Here is a 23,065-nt window from a genome sequence, read left to right on the forward strand (position 1 = left end):
ACGGTGCGTGACGCCCGCACCGGGTTGGGTGATGTTCCCGATGATGGATGACGGGCGTCACACACCCTACGGGGAAGGATTGGGGTAGGGAGGGAAATGGGTGCGAAGGGTATCGAGCAATTCTCGTTCTAACTGCGCGTGAGTTTGCAATGCGGTTTCGAGAGTATCTTTAACTTCGGCAAAAGTATCCGCTGCATCCGCCGCACTTTCGCGGAAGGCGCGGCGTTGGGCTTCCATGAGAGAGAGACTCTGGGAAAAAAACTCCTGCAGACTTCCTTGATAGGTTTGGCTGAATTCGGCAAAATACCCTTCTACCGTTTGATTGGAATTCAATAGCACTTCATTGATTTCTTGCAACCCGCCAATCAGTTCGGTTTTCGCATCGCGCATCAAACCCGATGCTTGTTCCCCCACGGTTTCCAGGGTAGCGGATTGTTGGGTAAAGCTGCGATGGGATTGTTCGATAATCTCTAAGGTGCGCTGGTGCAGTTGCTGCAGCATTTGTTGCTCGATCGCCGCGCGATCGCGCAATGCTGCTTGCAGTTGTTCTCGCAGAGACTGCAGCAGTTGGGTTGCTGAGGTAGCACTTTCCGCAAATGCCGTTTGCTGGGCGGCGATACTCTCGCGACTTTCGGCAAATCCCCGTTGTATCCCTTCCCGGGTTTGGGTTAAAATGGCGGTGGTTTCTTCCTGGAATTGTGCGAGAGTCTGCTGGAAGGTATCGCTCGCGGTGCGAATTTCGGCAAACCCCTGAGTTTGCAGGGTATCCAGCGCTGTGGTGTAGTGGTGCAAGCGATCGCTCAGTCTGGGAAGGGCGGTGGCGATCGCCTCCAGGGTGGGAGCAACTTCCCGGGCGATCGCCACTCCTACCGCATCGGCGATCGCCTCTGACGTCAACCCCCCAGATACCGCCTCACCCCGCGTTCCCTTGGGCACAAATAACCCCTCGATTTGCCCCCGCAGCAGGGCGCGCTGTCTGCAGCGCACTGTATCCGCCACAAACAACACCACCGCAAACGCACTTCCCAATCCCAATCCCATCAAGGAACTGGAAAATGCTGTATTCATCCCCAACAGCAATTGTTTGATTCCTCCCAGCAATTCCGCCGAATCGTCAAACCCTAAATTCACCCCTTGCAAACCGCTTTGTATGCCATAAAATGTTCCCAACACCCCGATCGCCGTGCATAGGCTGGGCACAAATCGCAAGGAACTGCGCGGCAACTGGGTTAAAAATGCCGGATATTGTGCTAGAATAAAGTAATCTCCCCGTTGCTGTGGGTTTCCCCCCCGGTCGAGCAGCAGGTGCGATCGCATCCACTCGCCAATTCTCCCACTGGGCGCGGGGGGAACGGTTTCCCCTCTCCATTGTCTTAAAAACCTCAGCGCTGCCTGGGTGTGGCGCTTGTGCCACTCATACGCCGCCACGCCATACAGTTCCGCGCTAACGGCGAGGACAAACACCAGCAAAACGAGCCAATGAAATAGGGTATTTTCCCATATAATCTGCCAGATTTGTATCGCTTTCACACTGCACCCCTCGATTTGGTTTGGTTTCGGTTCGATTGTAACCCAATTTGGCGGTGAGGGGTGGTGCGTTACGGGGGAGAAAGATTAAGCGTCTGGCACAATTTGACCGGCTGTTACCGAGAGAATTTGCGAGGAGTGAATCCAATCTTGATGAAATGCGCCTAAATGTGTGGTGGCGATTAATGTTTGAAACCGTTCTTGGATTGCATCTAACAATTGATTTTGTCGCTTTGGGTCTAATTCGGCGAGGACGTCATCGAGGAGTAATACGGGAGGTTCGCCGACGATTTCTTCGATGAGTTTGAGTTCCGCGAGTTTTAAGGCCAGAACCAGAGTGCGCTGTTGTCCTTGGGAACCGAATTGGCGCACCGGTAGAGTGTTGAGGGTAAATTCGATTTCATCGCGATGGGGACCGACGAGAGAAGTGCCGCGATCGCATTCAGCGGGGCTAACATTGTGCAAGTTTTGCAAAAAAATCTGTCGCGCCCGGTCTGGATTTTCGCGCAAGAGCGTTTCCGCCATTCCTTCTACATTGGGTTGATAGTGGATGTGCAATTCTTCAGTGCGACCGCTAATCGCCGCGTGCCAGGTTTCTGCAATCGGAACCAGGCGGTCCAAGGCGCGCGATCGCCGCATCATCACCCGCACCCCCATCGTCGCCAATTGAGCGTCCCACAGAGCCAACTCGGTATTTTTCGACCGAGACATGAGATGCTCTCGGCTGGAATGTGCCTGTTGTTTGCGAAGTTCTTTTAAAAAAGCATTGCGCTGGCGCAAAACTTTGTTATACTGTTGTAAGATATGGGCGTAAAGCGGTTCGAGTTGCACCAGCAAGCCATCGAGCCAACTGCGTCTGCCCGCCGGTCCGCCTCGGACTAATTCCAGGTCCAAACTGGAGAATTGTACCACATTTAAGATACCCAGAAAATCAATATTGCGGCGACAAGCAACATCATTGACAGTGACGGTGCGGCGACCATTGCGACGCAGGGTGAGGCCCAGCGTCACCGCGCTATATTCCCGGCGCACAGAGGCGGTAATTTGCGCCAGATTTTGGCGATCGCGAATCAAGTCGCGATCGCGAGAGGCGCGGGAACTTTTCAGAGTAGAGAGCAACGCCACAGCTTCGAGCAAATTTGTTTTTCCCTGCGCGTTATCTCCCACTAAAATCGTCTTCGGGGCGATAAACTCCACTGGCTCATCCAAATAATTGCGAAACTGGCGCAGATGCAGGGCATTCACAAACATAATAGCTGGGGTAGTCGGGAAAGTACATTATATCATGTCTGGTGAAAAAATGGGCATCTGAACGCGGAAGAATTTTGCCTAGAGAAGGGAGAGTGGGCATGATTGCCCACCCAACAGTGAGCGGTTACTTTTGGCGATTGTTCACCAAGCGGACAAACAGTTTTTCCAACTCCACCCACACGAATAACAAGGCACTAAAGCCCATGCAAATCAGCAATTCCGTGCCGGTGATAATTTCAGTCCCGAAGAACTCGCGCAGGGGTGCTACATAAATCAGCATCAATTGCAGCAGGGTAGTAATCACCACAGCGCCGAGCACGAACGGATTAGAGAAGGGGTTAACTTCCAGGGTCAAGCGACTTTTCGATCGCACCGAAATCGCGTGGCCCATTTGCGCCACGCACAACGTCGTAAACACCATCGTTTTCCAGCGATCGGGAGACAAACCGCGCTCGAGGAGTTCCACATTTGTAGTGGCGTGAGTATAGGCCCAAGCCATCAGGGCGATGGAAATTACCGCAAACACGATCCCGATGCGAACCATGTACCACCCCAGACCGCGCGCGAAAATGCTTTCCCGGGGACTAAACGGCGGGCGATTCATCACATCCGGGGCCGGGGGTTCCACCGCCAGGGCCAGGGCCGGGAAGCCGTCAGTGACCAGGTTCATCCAGAGAATTTGCAGGGGCGTCAGAGGCACTTGGGGTAACGCCATCACCGGCGCTGCAGCGATGGTGAGGACCTCGCCGATATTCGAGCCGAGAATGTATTTAATAAAGCGGCGAATGTTAGTATAGACCACCCGACCTTCCTCCGTAGCGGCCACAATGGTCGCGAAATTATCGTCGAGCAGCACCATATCGCTGGCTTCTTTACTGACATCCGTGCCCGTAATGCCCATTGCAATGCCGATATCCGCTTGTTTGAGCGCCGGGGCATCATTTACCCCATCCCCGGTCATCGCCACGAATTTGCCCCGTTTTTGCAGGGCTTGGACGATTCGCAGTTTGTGTTCTGGAGACACCCGGGCGTAGACGCTCACCTGGCTGACTTCCTGCTGGAGTTCGTCCTGGGGCATGGTTTCCAGTTCTTGTCCCGTGAGAACGCGATCGCCTTCACTGGCAATGCCCAAATCGTAAGCGATCGCCTTCGCCGTGAGTTGGTGGTCCCCGGTAATCATCACCGGACGAATCCCCGCTTGGCGACATTTAGCCACCGCCGATCGCACTTCCGGACGGGGTGCATCGAGCATCCCCACCAAACCCAACCATACCAAGTCCCGTTCGCTCTCCTCTTCCGACCCTTCTGGAGGCATCGCATCCCACGTGCGGTAGGCAAACCCCAGAACCCGCAACCCCCGAGAGGCCAAGTCGTTATTTTGCTTTAAAATTTGTTGTCGATGTTCCTCGGTGAGAGGGGCACTCTCCTTCCCGACCTGAATTTTCGTGCAGCGCTCTAGGGTTAATTCCGGCGACCCTTTGGTAAACATCAGCAGAGGGTCGGAAGTGGGCAGCAGGGACGCATCCGAGCCATTTTTGTTCTCGCAGATCGCACTCATCCGCTTGCGCTCAGAAGAGAAGGGAAACTCTCCCACCCGGGGCATTTGCGTCTCGAAGCGGTCTTTGGTAATTTCCACCTTGCCCGCTAAAGAGAGCAGCGCCCCTTCCGTGGGGTCGCCCACGATCGCCCAATCATCTTGCTCGAATTGCAACACCGCATCGTTACACAGGACGCAACTGAGCAGCAGTCCCACCAGGTTGGGATACTCCGAGAGGTTCTGCAGGGTGACGGTGGTGCGATCGCCCTCGCTGACGAATTCCCCACTGGGTTTGTATCCTTCCCCAGTGACGCTAAAGCTGTGGGTGACAGTTTCTACCCGCTGCACCACCATTTTGTTTTGCGTCAGCGTCCCAGTTTTGTCCGAACAGATAGTGGTCACGGACCCGAGGGTTTCCACCGCCGGCAGTTTGCGAATTAAAGCATTGCGCTTCACCATCCGTTGCGTCCCCAGGGCTAAAGTAACGGTAATCACCGCCGGTAAGCCTTCCGGAACCACCGCTACCGCCATACTCAGGGAGACTTCGAGCAGGTTCTCGAAATTGCTCGATTCCAGCAGGGTGCCGCCAATCACGACAATCGCCACTAAAATTAAAGAACCCGTCACCAGCACATTGCCCAATTGGGTCATCCGCTGCTGCAACGGCGTGTCTTCGTCTTCCACTGATTGAATCATCTGGGCAATTTTACCCAGCTCGGTTTGCATGGCGGTGCCGGTGACGATCGCCGTCGCCCGCCCTTTCACCACTTCGGTCCCTTGAAAGACCATGTTGAGGCGATCGCCTAACGGGGTGTTTTCCTGCAAATCCACCCGCGCATCTTTCTCCACGGCGTTCGCTTCTCCCGTTAGCGCCGATTCGCGAATTTGCAGGTTAGACTCTTCTATGAGTCTCCCGTCTGCAGCTACCTGCACTCCCGCCTCGAGCAGCATCACGTCTCCGGGGACTAGCTCTTTAGCCGTCACTTCCAGGATTTTTCCGTCGCGCACCACCCGCACCAGGGGCGAGGCCAGGTTTTTCAGCGCCGCTAGGGCTTTTTCCGCTTTGCTCTCCTGCAGGTACCCCAGCACCCCGTTGAGGATGACGATAAGCAAAATTGCCACCGCATCTTTGGGAAAGTCGCCGTCTTGCAGGTCTAAAAATCCCGATACCACCGCTACGGCGATCAGCATCAGGAGCATGATATTTTTGAACTGATCGAGCAAGATTACCCAAGCATTGCGTCCGGCGGTTTCTTCCAGTTCGTTAGGCCCATATCGCTCCAGGCGCTCTGATGCCTGTTGTTTGGTTAAACCATTGTCGCGATCGCTCTGGAGTTGCTCCAGAGTCTTGTCAATCTCTAAAGTATGCCAAGCTCCCGCTATATCGGGTTGAGTATTTGCAGACATGAGTGTGTTTATGCTGAGCTAGAGAGTTTATCGGCACCGCACCCCAACCGGAACCCGCTGGAATGGGGGTGGGGAGGTTTGGGAAACTAGAGTTTAGGGTACACTTTCTCCCGACCTTTGGGAAACTGGGGCGCACCAATCGGATCCCTATCGGGTCGGGTGCGTGACGCCCCATCCTCGATTTTGCGATCCACCCACCCATTTTATCGGGGCGTCCCCTACCCTACTCGATTTTGTGGCGACTCTGGAGGGTCTCCAGTCTTGCCTGGGGGTTCTTTATTATTGTAGAGTTTCCCTTCTGTGCCTGCTGACTCTCCCCTTTCCCGGAAATTATCTTTCAATTTATTTACACTTAATTTGCATAACAATTAATTCATTTAATTTTTTTGACTTAGCCCGCGTGGTGTCTTTTCGTTTAAACTCCCTTTCTAATGTGCGGGTCTTTTTTATCGACTGCTTACCCCCAAAATGCAAATTAAATGTAGTACAACCTGATGGCGCGGCGGGCGGGTGGCAGAAGGCACCGTAAATCGCGATCGCGGTAGCTAGGGATTCCTCCTCGCCCCAAAATCGGGCAACTGTTTTGAATTTGACGGTTTTTTTCTTCTAATGCAGGGTATGATAAAATCTGGGAAAGAGTAAAAAAAATAGACAAACCGCTCCCCTCCTCCTGACAGGGCTTTGTCAGCAGGTCTCCTTTGATGATGGCGCAGGGCGCTTATCCGGTCAAACCATCCCCGGAAACTTTTTTTACCGCTTTTTTGCTTTGCGTCGCTTGGTCTTTTTTCCTACACTGTTTTCTCCGTCGCGGGAGTTCTCTGCGGTTTTTCTGGCGGACCTTCCTACCTGAAATCCCATTTGTTTCAGATAGTCCCACCCCCGTTGCATCGCCACGGGGCGGTTGATGCGCGCGGAAATCCATTCGGCGACTTTGCGGCTGTTCCACCTTTTGCCATCCGGGGCGGGACCTTGTAGGGCCTCCCACAGTTCCCCTTGCTGTTCCGGAGATAACAACGGTTCGGCACCGGGATTCTCGTGACGGCGATCGCCGAGTCCATCAATGCCGTATTTGTTATAGCGACGGGCAATTTGCCGAATCCAGTCTCGGCAATATCCGGTCACTGTTGCCACATCTTCCGTGGGCGTCCCTTGCGCTAACAGCCAGATAATCTGGTAATGAGTGCGTTCCACTGGATCTTTTGCCTTGCGATAGGAAGCTTCCAGCTCTTCCACACTCAAGTGCGGTTGGATAGTAATGCGTCTGGGCATCGGGAAAAGCTCTCCTTTGACAGTATAGAACAACTATAGTCCCGGATACAAGTCTCTGCCCAATCTCTACCCCAAATCGCGGAAATCCTTAATTGTTAATTGGTAATGCGCCCATCGGGAGCCACAGCGTAAAGGTACTACCGCGATTGACTTCGGTTTCTAGGGTAATTTCGCCGCCATGCAAATCAACCGCCTGCTTGACGATGCTCAATCCCAAGCCCGTACCGGAGATAGTGCCCACATTCGTAGCGCGCTCGAATTGCTCGAACAGTTTCTCGCGGTACTCCGGGGGAATGCCAATCCCTTCATCGGTGATGCGAAAGCAGATGCGATCGCCCCCCTCGGAGGTCACCGCCAAGTGAATCGTGCCCCCATCCGGGGAATATTTTATGGCATTAGAGAGCAAATTGCCCAGGATATGGCGCAGGAGTTTTCGATCCAAGCAGACTTGGGTTAAATCGCCACTGGCGGTAAATTCTAGCTTGTGGTTGGGGGTAGCGATCGCCACACACTCCTCGAGAAACCCTTGGCAAAATTCCACCACATCCAAAGGGGCGGGATTAAACTTCAGCTTTCCCGATTCTGCGCTACTTAGGGTTAAAAAATCTTCCAACAAAACGCTCATTTGGTGAATGGCTTCTCGAATCCGCTGAAAATGCTTTGACTTTTTCTCTTCGCTGAAGTTGTGCGAATAAAATTGTAGCAATTCTGCCGAAGTTTGAATTGCCGTCAGGGGAATGCGTAAATCGTGAGAGGCGATCGAAAGCAATCGGGACTTATTTTCCACCAAACTCTCGGCAGTTTTTAATAACTCCTGCAATTGCGACTCTTCCCGATGTTTTTTCAGTGCCATTTTAATTGCCGCATGCACTTCCCGGTCCTTAAACGGCTTGAGAATATACCCATAAGACCCACTACTTTCAGCGCGTTCCAAAGTTTCGTCATCCGCATAAGCGGTCACGTAAATCACCGGAATTTTGTAATAGTGGTGAATTTTAGTCGCGGTTTCAATCCCATCTAATTCCCCCTGAATCGCGATATCCATTAATACTAAATCCGGATATTTATCCGCCACTCTTTGCAGGGCATCTTCCCCCGAAGCCACGATATCAACCACTTCGTATCCCAGCTTTTTCAGCTTGCGGGATAACCCTTTGGCAATCAAAAATTCATCTTCGACAATCAAAATTTTTGCCTTGCTCATTTTACCACCTCTTTCGGTATTGACGTTCGGAAAATGTCAGGGTAAATGCCGTACCATTTTCCCGATGGAGTTCGATTTTCCCTTTGATTTGTTCGGTTAAGGTGCAAATTAATTCCATGCCCAAAGATTCCACGTGATGAAAGTCTAGATGTTCGGGGAAGCCAATCCCATCATCCCTGACAGTGAGGGTAATTTGCCCCTGAGTGTCTTGATGCAGGCTTAAGGATAGTGTACCGCTTCGATTGTCGGGAAACCCATGTTTCAGGGAATTGGTTAACAATTCGTTAACTATCAAGCCGCAGGGGTTAGCAGTTTCGATATTCAGAAAAACCGACTGGATATCCAGTTCTAGGCGGATGCGCTCTTCCCAGGAATTATAAGAAGAGAAGAGATTGTCCGCTAAGGATTCGAGATATTCGCCAAAATCGATTTTATCCAAACTGGTGGAACGATAGAGTTTTTCGTGGATTAACGCCATTGAATAGATGCGGGATTGACTGTCTTCGAGCAGTTTAATCAGTTGTGGGTCATCAGTATAGTCGGTTTGGAATTCCAATAGGTTGGAGACGATAAACAGATTGTTTTTCACCCGATGGTGAATTTCTTTGAGCAAGAGTTCTTTTTCTTTCAAAGCCGCTTTGGTTTGTTCTTCAGCCAAGACCCGATCGCTGATATCCACCCAATAGCCGATAATTTCCAGGGGATTGCCCGCCGCATCGCGCACCAGGTTCAAGCGATCGTAAATCCACAGATAGCTACCATCTTGACGTCGGAAGCGATATTCGTGGCTGTAATATCCGCGCTGGAAAAGCGGGGTCAAGCCGTGGGCGAAAATGTTCTCGGCGTCATCGGGGTGAACGCGATCGCGCCAAAAACCCGGGGTTTGCAGTTCCGCGAGAGAGTACCCGAGCAACTGACAGGCATTCTCACTGATAAAGGTAACGCGAAACTCCCTGGATGCTTCTAAACTATAGAGGACCCCGGGACTGGAAGACAGTAAATATTGTAACCGTTCCTGAGTTTTTTGTAACTCCAATTGAGCTTGTTTGGAGGCGGTAATATCGCTTTGAATCCCCAAATAGTGGGTGAGGGTTCCTCCTTCGTCGTAAATCGGTGACAGACTCAATTCGTTCCAGAACAACTCGCCATTTTTGCGGTAATTTCGCAAAATGACCGTGCAGGTTGTGTGGGATTGAATGGCGGATTTGAGTTGTTGAATCGTGGATTGTTCGGTATCGGGACCTTGGAGAAAGCGACAATTGCGCCCGATCGCTTCAGCGGCGCTGTATCCCGTCATGCGCTCGAATGCGGGGTTAACGAACACCACCGGCATATCTGGCATGCGGGCATCAGAAATCGCGATCCCATTGGTACTCGCGGCGATCGCCCGTTCGAGCAATCGCAATCGTTCTTCCACCTGCTTGCGATCGGTAATATCCGACGCCGCACCGAGAATTTGCTTCACCTTGCCATCATTTGTCCGTGCGAATACTTTATCGCGACTCATCAACCAATGCCAATTGCCGCGCACATCGCGCAGTCGATATTCCAGTTCCAAAATCTCCTCATCAGTTGCCCTTTGCAACTGTCGATGATGTGCGGCAACTTTGGGTAAATCCTCGGGATGAACCAACAATTCGAGGATTTGCAACCCCATTTCCTGAAACTGGGTTCGGCTGTATCCCAGGATTCTGCCGATTTCGCGGTTGATGTAGATATTTCGCCGTTCGATGAGGTCGTAAATATATAAACTATTCGGACTGGTTTCGGTTATTTGTTGAATAAAATGCTGGTGTTTTTGCAGTTGCAGTTCCGATTTTTTCCGCTCGGTGATATCCAGTGCCGCCCCGGTAATGCCGATAAGTTCTCCAGCTTCATCAAACAACGGATCTAGGGTTAAATCGTAACAGCGCATATCGGCGTTTATTCCCACCACCACTTCTTGGCGAAGACCGATTTTGGTGGCTAAAACTTGGCGTTTGAGTTGAGTTAATGGGGCGGCATATTCCGGGGACAATAAATCATTATCGGAGTGGCCGAGAACCGCCTCGGCAGTATATCCGAAGCCCGGATTGTAAAGCCAAGTGTAGCGCAAATCCAGGTCTTGATTGAACGCCACAATCGGCGAATTTTTCAGAGCGATGCGAAAGCGTTCTTCGCTGTAGCGCAAGGCTTCTCGAGCTTGGATGCGATCGCCAATATCTTCCACCACAGCGATAAAATACTCCGGTGCCCCAGAGGAATTGCGAACCAAAGAAGTGGTCAAATTCCCCCACACGCTAGTGCCATCGCGGCGAATGTAGCGCTTTTCTTGGAGGTAGCTTTCAATCTCTCCGGCTAACAGTTGTCTCACCCATTCCTTGTCGGTGACAAAATCGCTGGGATGAGTAATATCGAGACAGGTTTTGCTCGAGAGTTCCTCGGGAGAATAGCCGAGAAAATCGCAGAATTTTTGATTGACCTGAAGAAAGTGCCCATCGACTCCCACTTGGAGAATGCCCACGGCAGCTTGCTCGAAAATCGCCCGGAAACGCCGCTCGCTTTCGCGTTGAGCGGCGAGCAATTGGGCTTGAGAAATGGCGATCGCCACTTGATTGGTTAGCTGTTGCAGCAGTTCGATTTCAAAAGTCGTCCAATGGCGAGAATCGCAACAATGATGTGCGATAATCAATCCCCAGAGTCGGTCGGTTTGTACGATGGGAACCACTAATTTTGCCCGCACCTGCCATTGTTGCAAAAATTCCAACAAACAAGGAGTATTTTCCCCATAGGCGCGTTCCACATCAGCGATCGCCCTCACCTTGCCTTTAGCATAGTCTTGGTGGTATTCTGAGGGAAACACTTCTTCGGGAAAATCGGTATTTAAAATAGCCGGCCACGGGGGGAGAACCGCTTCGGCGATCGTGCTGCCGGTGTTATTTTCATGTACCTGATAAATCAACACGCGATCGCAGCCGAGAATTTTCTGCACTTCCGTAACGGTGGTTTGCAGAATTTCTTTTAAATTCAACGATTGACGAATTTTTAACGTCATATCGGCGAATAATTCCGAGGTGACATTTTGCCGCAGCAGTTGCGCTTCGGCGGTAGTGCGCTCGCAGATTTCTATGGTGAGTCGTTCGTTCGTCTTTTGTAACTCAGCCGTGCGTTCCTCCACCAAGCTTTCTAATTCTTGATTGAGAAACTGCAACTGAGTTTCCAATTGCTTGCGATCGGTGATATCGCGGGCCACGGCATAAATTAACTCATCGTCATAGGGAATTGCTTTCCAAGCCAACCAGCGATAAGATCCATCCGCACATCGGTAGCGATGTTCCAGGTTATCCGTGGGAATGCCCCAGGATAAGCGTTCCAGTTCCGCCCTCGTGGCACTGATATCCTCCGGATGCACGAATTCGAGGGGGGAGTTGCTGAGCAATTCCGTTTCGCTATAACCCAATAGCTGCCGAAACCGGGGATTGAGCCGCTTAAAATACCCATCGGTGCCGGCAATGCAGAATAAATCCGGAGACAGATGGAAAAAGCGGTCTAATTGGGCTTGCGCTTGCAAGCGTTCCACCGCGTTGGCGAGGCACAGGGCCATTCCCTGGAGAAAATCGATTTCATCGGCACTGAAGCGGCGCAGTTCCCTACTGTGAGCGCTCAATATCCCGAAGGGGGTTTCTTTCCCCGGGATAACCGTGCTGATGCCACTAATAATCCCATGTTCGTGCAGCAGGGCAGTGTCGCTAAAGCGGGTTTCCAGGCGCAAATCTTCCACGATGGTCGGTTCGTTCGCCATAAGGGTATAGCCGGCTTGGGATTTGCCACCGGCACTCACCGTGGCGGATCCGACGATGCCCGCGCGCCACCCCACCCCGGCGATGGTTCTCAGGGCGACACGGTTGGGCAGCAGTTCGGAAATTTGCGTATATTCCACGTTTAAAATGTCCGCCACTTGTGCGACGGCTTCCTCCATCAGCAGCGACAAGGAGGTATCGGCGCGCAAGGCAAACTGAGCGAATTCGGCGATCGCTTGCTGCTGACGGGCGCGAATTTTCAGTTGCGCTTGGGCCGCTTGGCGCTGTTGCAGTTCGGTTTGGGCGGTTTGGTAGAGTTCGCATTGTTTCAGGGCGACGCCTAAGTGGCTGACCAGTTTTTCCAGTAAGTCCGTTTCCCAGTCTTGCCACTGACGCGGTTCTCGGCATTGGTGGGCACTGAGCAAGCCCCATAATTCGCCGCCGTGGAGGATGGGAACGATGATTTGGGCGCGAATTTGCAACTGTTCCAACAGTTCTCGGCGATCGGGGGTTCCCGGGGCGGTGTAGATGTCCGTCACCTGTCGCACCCAACCCTGTTTATAGGGTTCCATCGAGATGGCGCAAAAGCAGGAGTGGGGAATTTCTTGCCCCAGTAAGGAGGAGTATCCGGGGGCGACAGACTCGGAAACTACCCTTCCCCTCCACTGGGAATCGAAGCGATAAATCGAGGCGCGATCGCACTGCAGCAACTGGCGCACTTCGCTGACGGTGGTGTGGAGAAACTCTTCGAGGTTGAGGGATTGGCGAATTTTCAGGGTCAGTTCTGCCAAGAGGCGATCGCACTTTGCCTGCTGTTGTAAGTCTTGGTTGCACGAGTGAGCCACTTGTTCTAATTCGCGATTGCGCTGCTGTAACAGTTCCTCGTTCTCGGTTTCCAATCGCGCGATTTTCTGTTGCAAGCATTCTACCATGCTGTAGAATTCCACCGGTTCGAGGGGTTTGAGCAAACTGCTTTGGGTGAGAATCCCCTGCAAGGTGCCGCGATCGTCGGTGACTGCTAAGCGGCGGATGCCATATTGCTGCATTTGCTGTTGCGCCTCCCACAGGGTATCCCGGGGGTTTACCGCAAACAGGGGCGCACTCATCACCTCAGCCGCACACAGGCGCGATAGATTCAATCCGAGAACCTCATATTGCACGATATCCCGTTCGGTGACAATCCCCTGGGGGATGGGGGTTGCGTCGGTGGAGGAGTGCGGTTCTTCCACGATGACGATACTGCTAATGTGGTGCTTGGCCATTAATTGGGCTAATTCTGCCACCGAGGTGGTGGGGGAAGCGCAGATGGGGGCGGGATTCATCGCTTCGCTCACGGTTCGCAAGCGCAGCAGAGTGTGGGGTTGCAGCATTTGCCCCAGCCGGTGGGCGGTAATCACGCCGAGGAGGTCTCCGCTTGGGGTTAAGACGGGCAGGTGGCGAATCTGATTGTCCCGCAGGATGGAGAGGGGGGTGAAAATATCGCGATACTGCGATCGCTTTAAGGTGCGAAGCGGTTGGGTCATCACTTCGCCGATGGTTGTCCCGGTTAAGGGGGTACCGCTGGCGGCGAGGCGCACCCCATCGCTTTCGGTGAAGATGCCGATGGGTCGGTTGTTTTGCACGATTAAGGCGTAGCTATCCGAGGCGATCGCCCGGATTAGCTCTTCTCCCGGGGCAAGGTCACAGTGACTCCCCAGGCGACCGTTCATCTGGCACAATACTTCTAGCAGGGGCTTCTCCGGTGCTACGGTTAACGGAGTGCGATCGAGCAGATCGTCTAAGGCGGGAGAGTACAAGGGCAAAAGATTCGCTGGCATGATGGGCGTTCGCAGATGTTTGCAGGCGATCGGATTTTCCACCGACTTGCCCCACATTTTATCATGCTGATATGACCTTGCCATCGCCGATGCAAAACAGGAGCAGACCTCAGGAGGTTACTTGGCCACGGCGTTTTCCGGTAAGGTGACGATAAAGGTTGTGCCTTTGCCCACTTCGCTCTCCACGGTAATTTTTCCTCCTTGTAATTCTACCGCTTGTTTGACGATGGATAAACCTAAGCCAATGCCTTTAATGCTGCCTACATTGCTCGCCCGTTCAAAGCGATCGAAAAGTTTGGCTAAATGTTCTGGCGGAATGCCAATTCCTTCATCGCTGACGCGCAACGCGATCGCTCCCTCTTCGCTACTCGCAGATACGGTGATGGTTCCACCTTCCGGGGAATATTTAATCGCATTGGAAAGCAAATTGGCCAAAATATGACGCAGCAGTTTTTCATCCAGATAGGCGGGAAGACTCTCCGCTGACGTCTGAAAAGCCAAGGTATGTTTATTCGTGGCCACTGCTTTGAATTCTTCCACTAATTCTCGCACGAAATCCACCCCATCTAAAGCCTTGGGTTTCAGTTCCAATTTCCCCGATTCGGCTTTACTCAACATCAGCATATCTTCGAGCATCTGGGTCATGGTTTTCGCTGCCCCATAGATGCGATTGAAATGTTTTGATTTTTTCTCCTCGCTGAATTTGTGGCTGTAATGTTCCAGCAGTTCGGCGGAAGATTGAATCGCTGTCAGCGGAGTGCGAAGGTCGTGGGAAATGATAGAAAGGTAGCGGGATTTATCGTCTTCTGTTTCTTTTGCTTGGGCTAACAATTCCCGCAACTCGCAGTCTTCTTGATGTTTTTTGATGGCGCGTTTAATCGTCACCTGCAAGTCTTTTTCTTTGAAAGGCTTAATCAAATAACCATAAGAATAGGTTTTGTCCGCCCGCTCCAAAGTATCGTCATCGGCATAGGCGGTGGTGTAGATGATGGGAATATTTCGGTTTTCGTTGATTTTGGCAGCAGTTTCGATGCCATCGATTTCTCCTTTGATGGCAATATCCATTAAAATTAAATCCGGCTGCATTTCGGCCACACTGTGCAGCGCCTTTTCGCCAGAAGTGACGATATCCACTACACTGTAGCCGAGTTTTTCCAGCTTGCGCGCTAGGTTTTTGGCAATCAGTAGCTCGTCTTCAACAATTAAAATACTTAAGGAATTCATGGCTTAAAACCTCTGGGAATAATTGAGTTCAAAAAACCTGACGTGAAACGTGGTTCCAGCTTGGCGGTTGAGTTCGAGTGTGCCTTCTAATTGGTCGGTGAGGGTATCCACGAGTTGCAATCCCATTGAGGTGGTTTTGCGAAAGTCTAACCCCTCGGGAAAGCCCACTCCATTATCTTCCACAATTAAGTGAATTGACCCGCTGCTGTCTTGATGACATTTTACCCTAACTCGTCCTTGGATGCCATCGGGAAATGCATGTTTCATTGCGTTGGTGACTAATTCATTCACGATTAGTCCGCAAGGTCCGGCGGTTTCGATATTCACTAAAATCGGTTCGGTCTCCAGGCACAGTTGTATCCGCTCCTCATTGATAGTGTAGGATTCAAATAAATTGGTGGCCAGGTCGGCGAGATATTCGCCTAAGTCGATTTGGCCTAAATCTGTGGATTGGTAAAGTTTTTCGTGAATTAGCGCCATCGAAGAAATCCGGTGTTGGCTTTCTGCGAGGAGTTTGGTAAGCTGGGGGTTTTCGAGTATGTCGGCTTGCATTTCTAGTAAGCTGGAGACTACGTAAAGGTTATTTTTGACGCGATGGTGGATTTCTTTGAGCAAGATTTCTTTCTCTTTTAGGGAGGCTTTGATTTTTTCTTCGGCTTGGAGGCGATCGCTAATATCAATCCCTACGGAAACGCAGGCTTTTCCCTGTTGGTACTTTTGCGCGGCGATTAAGTAATGGGAGGATTGACCCTCGATATCTACATTAATGGTGGCGCGATCGCTGGTGTTGGGGGAATTAAAGAAATTGGCAATAAATTCGGCAAATTGGGTATTGCGATCGCGAAATCCCACCGCTTGACCGACGATGGTTTCCGAACCTTGATGAAATGCGGCGGCTAACTGCTGATTCACCCCAAGATAGTACAAATCGGAACTAATCCAAGATACCAACCCGGGCACTGCATCTAAAACCGCTTGCAATTGGTCTTTTGCTTGTTGCCATGCTTGTTCGGTGAGCTGACGTTCTTTCCCTAGGGCGATCGCCGCCGCCGCCGAAGTTAAAATGCCGATTTCTAAAGAAGTCCATTCTCGAACTTCCACGCAGTTATCAAACCCAATCAATCCAAAAAACTCTCCTTGAACCATCAAGGGTAAAATCAAAATCGATTTAATGTCTTGGGGTTCTAATACCGCGCGTTCCGATGGAGGAAAGTCGGCCACATTTCCCTGAATAATTTCTCCTTGACTTAATATTTCTTCCCAGCGAGAACATCCCATGTCTCTATAGGAGAAATTTTGTAAGTCCGGATTGTCGATTTGGGGGGAAATTCCCGGGGCGCACCATTCGGCTTTTTGACTGGAGATCGGGTTTCCATTTGCATCGCGGTGGTTTTCAAATACATAAATCCGACTGGCTTGGGAAATCGGTCCGAGGATCGATAAAATTAGCTGGTACAAATCTCGATTTACCGGGGCGGCGAGAAGCTGTCGCTGCACTTCTACTAAGGCGACTAAATAGCGATCGCGCTGTTTGAGTGCGGCTTCGGCTTGTTTGCGATCGGTAATGTCGCGACAAACGCAAACCAATCCCACGCCTTCAATTAAGGTGAGAGAAACTTCTTCAGAAAAAATAGACCCGTCCCGTTTTTTTGCCGTGGCTTCTCCGCGCCAATGTCCGCTGGCTCCTAAAATGGGAAATACTTCGCGCTCGAACCGGGAAATTTCCTCGGCATCGTACAAGTTTTGCCAGTTTTTTCCCAACAATTCTGCGGCGCTGTCGTAACCAAACAGCCGCACGTGCGCCGTGTTTAAATAAAGGTATTCCCCCCGTTCGGTGAGTACGGCAATTCCATCGCTAGCGGCTTCTACGGCGGCTAATTTTTGTTTCAGTGCCGCCTCGGCTTCCTGACGCCTGAGGTCGTTGCGATAGGCTTCGATAATATTGGCGCAGGTGGAGAGAAAGGGTTGCAAATACTCCACCATCTGCATATCGTAGCCCTCGGAATGGTTGGCAATGGCAATGGCTCCTACCAGTCGATTTCCCAGATAAAACGGCACGCCCAAAAAGGCATGAATGGCGGGTTTTTCTCCGCTGTTGGCTTGGCAATTTATCGGGCAGGTTTTTGCCTTGTTGCGGGGGTAAATTATCGGCTTTTCCGTAGCAATCACCGATTGAAGTAAGGCGGTTAAAGCCCGGTTATAATCCCTCGACTCATCGAGATTATTTTCGCGTATTTCCAGGGTCTTCAGTTCCGGGGAATGGCGAGTTTTTAGGTAAGCGCGATCGCACTCATAGTCTCCCGCCCCGGTGGGAAAAACTTCCGCGATCGCCCCATATTCGCTGTCGGTAATCTGGAGCAGATTGTCTAGCAATTGTGCGAATAAGGTAGGTTTGTTCTTTTGGGCAATGAATTCCGATTGCGCCGCACTAATCCCTTGCAATAAGTGATTGCTACTTTGCAGGTATTTTTCCACCAGCTTGCGATCGCTGATGTCTCTTTGAATCACCATAAGATAAGTAAAATTTCCCTCTTCATCGCGCACCACCGACCCCGAACAATCCATAATCGCCACCCGACCATCTTTGCGAATCACTTCCACTTCCTGACGAGTGGTACCGCCCTGGAGGAGAATGGGAAATTCTGCTGCAAAGCACCCTTGCGAGTTCGGGGTGAAAAATCGATCCAGTCGATGACCGATGACTTCGCTTTCACTATAGCCTGATTGGGCAAAGGCGGCGGGATTGGCTTGTAAAATGATGCCGTTGATATCCACCAGGTAAATAAAATCCGGTGCCGCTTCAAATAAAGAGCGAAATCGCCGTTCGCTTTCGCGCAAGGCTTCTTCGGCTTTTTTGCGCTCGGTAATATCGATTCTAATCGCTAAATATTGAAAGGGTTTGCCGGTGTGGTCCATAAACGGAACAATGGTGGTATCTACCCAATAAACTTGACCGGTTTTGGATTTATTTCTCACTTCTCCCTGCCACACTCGACCGCTAGAAATTGTCGCCCACATCTGTTGAAAAAACGCCGTGTCGTGATAGCCGGAATTGACCAGTCGGTGGGTTTGCCCGATGAGTTCGGCGCGGGAATATTCGGAAAGCTGGCAGAATTTATCGTTAGCATAGGTAATCCTGCCTTGCGGGTCGGTAATCGCAACAATAGCGGCGCGATCGAGGGCGAATTTTTGAAATTCTAGCTCGTGGAGCGCTTTTTGCAACTGTTGTTCTGCTTGCACGCGATCGGTAACGTCGCGGGAGGTACTTTGTATTTCTGCGATCGCTCCCTCGGCGGAATTTCGCAGCGATCGCGCGGTGGATTCCAGCCACAAATAATATCCCTGGCGATGACGCACTCGAAAAGTATAAATACCCCGATCTGGAATCTGGCAAGCCAAACCCTTGCCGGATGTGAATGCGGGCAAGTCATCCGGGTGCAAGAACTCGATCGCAGAGCGCCCCAAAAGTTCTGACGGTTGGTATCCCAGCACTCGAGTGCAAGCTGGAGAAACATACAGTAACGTGCCATCCACCCGCAGTCGGGCGATAATATCGGTGGAATTTTCTGCCAACAGCCGAAACTGGGCTTCGCTCTCGCGCAGGGACATTTGCGCTTGCCGGCGATCGCGTTGCCACTGTTGTTCCAACTTGTCCCGCGCTTGTACCTCGGTTGCCAGTGCTCGCTGGTGATGTTCCAGCAGTTGCACCTTTTCCCGTTTCAGTTGGCAGACTTCTTCCTGCAACACCTGGATAATCCGATACATTTCCATCGGATCGAGCGATCGCAGCACGCTACTTTGGGTGACAATTCCGAGCAGTTCTCCGCCACTTCCCGTCACCACCAACCGTCTCACCCGATATTGCTGCATTTGCTGATGCGCCTCCCACAAGCTATTCTCGGGACTAACCGTCAATAACGGCCCGCTCATCACCCCCTGCGCTTCGAGAAGCTCCAGATCCAGGGCGAACAGCTGAAACTGCACCAAGTCTCGTTCGGTAATTATCCCCAACGGTTGCAGCATTCCGGCGGCGTCAGGTTGCGCGATCGCCACACAGCTTACCCGATGCTGCGCCATCAGTTGCGCGATCTTCTGCACCGAGGTGTGCGGCGGCGCGTGAATCACCGACTCCACCATCACTTCCCCCACCTGGCGCAATCTCAGCAAGTTCGCCGGTTGCAGCACCTCGCGCAGTCGTTCTCTCGTCACCACCCCGATGACTTCCCCGCCATCGTCCAATATCGGCAGGTGGCGAACCGAATGCTGTCGCATCAACGATAACAGGCCAAAAATATCCCGATACTCCCCTTGGTTGAAGCAAACCACCGATTGGCTCATCACCTCACCTAGGGTCAGGTCTTCCAGGGAGTGTTTCGCCGCACTCAGGCGCACCACATCCCGTTCGGTAAAAATGCCCACCAGTTGCCGATTGTCCTTCACCAGCACGTAGGAAGTGCGCCCGATCGCCCCGCCAGGGTCGCGATCGCTGCCTTCTCTTTCCCCGAATTTACACTGACTGCCCACCCCCCGGTTCATGCACGCCAGAACCTCCACCACTAACACCTGCGGCGGAAGACACAAAAAAGCGCGATCGAGGATTTGCTCGAGTGCAGGAGAATAAACAGGTAGGTTCGACATGAGCCTGGGGATAAACGCGAATTTAACAGGGATTCGGTGCGATATCGGCGCTGAAGCAAGGCCAAAATCCCGGAACTGCGAGAATTTCTATGGGCCGCGCGATTCGGTTGTCGCTTCAGCACCCGGTGGCGCACTACGCATTATTATGGCTTTACCCGCTTACCTGTAGCATCAGCTATATTGCTGATTCTCATCGCGGAACCCACCGCGATTCTACGGAACTTTGACCCCGATTCTCAGTGAATGGGGTTCGGTATTTTTGGCTAGATCCCCCGTCGTGCTCTGCTAGCCCACCGCCCGTCATCGACGATCGCCCACCATCCCCCCTTGACCCCGACGGCGATCGCCACCGGTGCGATCGCGAGGCTTCGGTGGCGGTAAAATAAAACAGAGTGAAAGATCCGCAGGCATAATCTCACCGTAGGGTGCGTCACCCCCGCCAACCCATCCCCGGCGCGATCGCCAAATCAAATCCGGGGGTGACGCACCCCCCCAATTTTGTGCGAAGGCAAAACATCAAGAGGGGCGTTCCCAGCATGTGCTGGGAACAAGTGACGCAGACGCGATATTACAGGTCGATTTGGGCTTTCACCACATCATCCATGCGTTGCAGGTTAAAACCGAGCTTAACGCACAGATGTTGCATTTCCACATTTTCTGGCAGAATATCCGCAGTGATGCGGCTGACATTTTCATCCCGCGCCACTTGCAGCAACTGTTCGAGCAACTTGGTACCCAACCCGAGACCTTGATAGCGATCGGCTACCAGCAGGCCGAATTCTGCCTCATCAGTACCGTGCAACCTCGTCAGACGACTGAAGCCGAAAATGTAGTGTTCGCCGGTTTCCGGGTCGCGGTGGTCGCCCACCAAAGCCATTTCGCGATTGTAGTCGATAAAGCAAATCCGCGCTAACCGTTCGTGAGAAATGCGGCGGCTGAGTTTGAGCAGGTGGAAATAGCGGAAATACACCGAGCGATCGCTCAGGCTCTCGTGGAACTTCACCACCAGCGGTTCGTCCTCGGGACGGATCGGGCGAATCTTCACCAAAGTGCCATCCTTCATCGACCAGGGGAACACGTACTGCGCCGGATAGGGACGAATCGCCGGTTTGGGCAACTCCTCCTCGCTCATCTCGCGATCGTGCAGAACCACCCGCGCATCTAAGGCAATAATGCGCTCCGCCGATGCCAGCAGGGGGTTGATATCCGTTTCTTTAATCCACGGCTGTTCCACCACCAATTGGCTAAAGCGCACCATCAACTGCTCTAACTCGGTCAGATTCACCGGTTCGCGTCCGCGAATGCCCTTCAGCGCCTTGTATATTTTCGTTTGTTCCATCATCCGGCGCGCCAGGGTGGTATTCAGGGGTGGCAGACCCAGGGCGCGGTCTTTATACACCTCCACCAACTGACCCCCGGTGCCAAACAGCAACACCGGACCAAACTGCGGATCTAGGGTGCTGCCCACGATCAGTTCGTAGCCGTCGAACTTAATCATCTGCTGCACCGTCACTCCTTGGAAATGTTCGGCACCGACTTTTTCTTTCACCGCTTGCTCGATCGCGGTGTAAGCAGAGCGCACTTCTGACTCATTGGCCAAATTCAACCGCACGCCGCCCACATCGGTTTTGTGAGTAATCGTGGAGGAATACAGCTTCAGCACCACCGGATAGCCAATTTCTCCGGCAAACTGCACCGCTTCATCTTCGCTGTGGCAAATCCGGGTTTCCACCGTGGGAATGCCATAAGCGGCAAAGAGCTGTTTCGATTCAAACTCGGTGAGCAGGGTGCGGTTTTCTTCCCGCGCTCGATTGATAATTTTCTCAGCCAAGGCGCGATCGGGCGCATTTTCATCATCATCCCCGGGCAAAATCGGCGTCTCGTAAAGCCCCCGCAGGTTGTAGCTATAGCGCCACATATAATTGAACAACCGCGCCGCCGTATCCGGATAAGGAAAGGTGGGAATGCTCGCTTGGTTGAGAATATGCGCCCCGGCGCTCACTTCTTCTCCCCCCATCCAACTGGCTAACACTGGCTTGTTTTTGATGTGCGCGTATTGCTTCAGCTTCTCCGCCGTTGCCGTGGGATCGGTCATCGCTTGCGGGGTCATAATCACCAGCATCCCGTCGCTTTGCGGGTCGTTGGCCGCTTTTTCCAGGGTTTTGGCATAGCGTTCCGGTTCCGCATCTCCCAAAATATCGATCGGGTTGCTGTGACTCCAGTGTTTCGGTAAAAACTGGTTGAGTTCTTCGATGGTTTCTGAGGAAAGTTCCGTGAGCTGCCCGCCTTCGGTAATCAAGGCGTCGGTGGCAATTACCCCCGGTCCGCCAGCATTGGTGAGAATGGTTAAATGCGGGCCTTTGGGACGCGGTTGCTTCGCTAGCACTTCCGCCATGTAGAACAGGTAGGAAATATTGTTTACCCGCAGTACCCCGGTGCGCCGGAACGCAGCATCCAGCACTTGGTCGCTACCGGTGAGTGCCCCGGTGTGGGATGCCGCCGCTTTCGCCGCCGCTTCGGTATGCCCGACTTTAATCACGATAATCGGTTTGCTCAGGGCCACTTCTCGCGCGGCGGAGAGAAATCCCGGCGCATCGCCAATCGATTCCATATAAATCACAATGCTCTGGGTGCGCGGATCGTCGCCGAGGTAGTAAATTAAATCCCCCCACCCCACGTCGAGCATCGACCCAATGGACATAAAGGCACTAAAGCCTACGTTTTCCCGCAAGCTCCAGTCGAGAATGGCGGTACAGAGGGCACCGCTTTGACTGATAAAGCCCACGTTGCCCGGTTTGGCCATTCTGGTGGCAAAGGTGGCATTCAGCCCGCTCAGGGGACTCATTACCCCGAGGCAGTTCGGTCCGATAATCCGCATTTTACCCCGACGGGCGCGATCGAGAATTTTTTGCTCCAGTTCTACCCCCGCAGGTCCGGTTTCTTTAAAGCCGGCGGAGATCACGATCGCTCCTTTGACTCCCGCCTCCACGCATTCGCTGATAATGTCGGGAACTGTGGGCGCAGGGGTGACGATTACGGCGAGATCCACGGGATCGGGCACCGCACCAATATTGCGATAGGCTTTGATCCCCAGTACGCTGGCACGCTTCGGGTTCACGGGAAACACCGCACCGCCAAAGGGATTGCTAATTAGGTTGGAGACGATGGTGCGCCCGACGCTGCCCGGTTTTTCCGTCGCCCCAATCACGGCGACGTTTTTTGGGGCAAAGATGGCGTCGAGGGGTTGACGTTCGTATCGCAGCACGTCTTGGTTGGGGATGCTGCGCTGTTGGTTTTGCGCTGTGGGTGCGATCGGTTGTTGCATGGTTCGCTCCTGTTTCTGTGATTGAACTGTGAATCGGTTTCGTCTTTAGATTGATTTTGGCATGAGCAAATCAACTTAGGGTTGACT

At 52.4% G+C, this 23,065-nt stretch carries 9 protein-coding genes; all 9 read right to left on the bottom strand.

Annotation, left to right across the window (positions count from 1 at the left end; all coding sequences use genetic code 11):
* Positions 1–66: 66 nt before the first annotated feature.
* Positions 67–1,530, bottom strand: a complete 1,464-nt coding sequence (locus LKK83_RS09640; RefSeq protein ID WP_324630871.1) for a hypothetical protein — start codon at positions 1,528–1,530, stop codon at positions 67–69.
* 84 nt (positions 1,531–1,614) lie between these two features.
* A complete protein-coding gene (gene recF, locus LKK83_RS09645) occupies positions 1,615–2,778 on the bottom strand; it encodes a DNA replication/repair protein RecF (RefSeq protein ID WP_324630872.1) in 1,164 nt (387 codons plus the stop codon).
* 124 nt (positions 2,779–2,902) lie between these two features.
* Entirely contained in the window at positions 2,903–5,722 is a 2,820-nt protein-coding gene (locus tag LKK83_RS09650; RefSeq protein WP_324630873.1) for a cation-translocating P-type ATPase, read from the bottom strand.
* Positions 5,723–6,472: 750 nt separating this feature from the next.
* Complete coding sequence (locus LKK83_RS09655) at positions 6,473–6,991, bottom strand: helix-turn-helix domain-containing protein (protein WP_324630874.1); 519 nt, start codon at positions 6,989–6,991, stop codon at positions 6,473–6,475.
* Positions 6,992–7,079: 88 nt separating this feature from the next.
* The gene (locus LKK83_RS09660; protein WP_324630875.1) at positions 7,080–8,195 is read right to left on the bottom strand and encodes a hybrid sensor histidine kinase/response regulator; all 1,116 of its coding nucleotides are present in this window, start codon (positions 8,193–8,195) and stop codon (positions 7,080–7,082) included.
* A 1-nt stretch (position 8,196) separates the two neighbouring features.
* Positions 8,197–13,875, bottom strand: coding sequence for a PAS domain S-box protein (locus LKK83_RS09665; RefSeq protein ID WP_324630876.1), 5,679 nt, complete (start codon positions 13,873–13,875; stop codon positions 8,197–8,199).
* A gap of 33 nt (positions 13,876–13,908) precedes the next feature.
* A complete protein-coding gene (locus LKK83_RS09670) occupies positions 13,909–15,015 on the bottom strand; it encodes a hybrid sensor histidine kinase/response regulator (RefSeq protein WP_324630877.1) in 1,107 nt (368 codons plus the stop codon).
* Between the two features lie 3 nt (positions 15,016–15,018).
* Positions 15,019–19,653: a PAS domain S-box protein gene (locus LKK83_RS09675; RefSeq protein WP_324630878.1), complete on the bottom strand. Its 4,635-nt coding sequence runs from the start codon at positions 19,651–19,653 to the stop codon at positions 15,019–15,021.
* A gap of 568 nt (positions 19,654–20,221) precedes the next feature.
* Positions 20,222–22,978: a bifunctional acetate--CoA ligase family protein/GNAT family N-acetyltransferase gene (locus LKK83_RS09680; protein WP_324630879.1), complete on the bottom strand. Its 2,757-nt coding sequence runs from the start codon at positions 22,976–22,978 to the stop codon at positions 20,222–20,224.
* Positions 22,979–23,065: the final 87 nt, after the last annotated feature.

This window comes from Phormidium sp. CCY1219, assembly GCF_035615515.1.
In the GTDB taxonomy this organism is placed as follows: Bacteria; Cyanobacteriota; Cyanobacteriia; order Cyanobacteriales; family Laspinemataceae; genus CCY1219.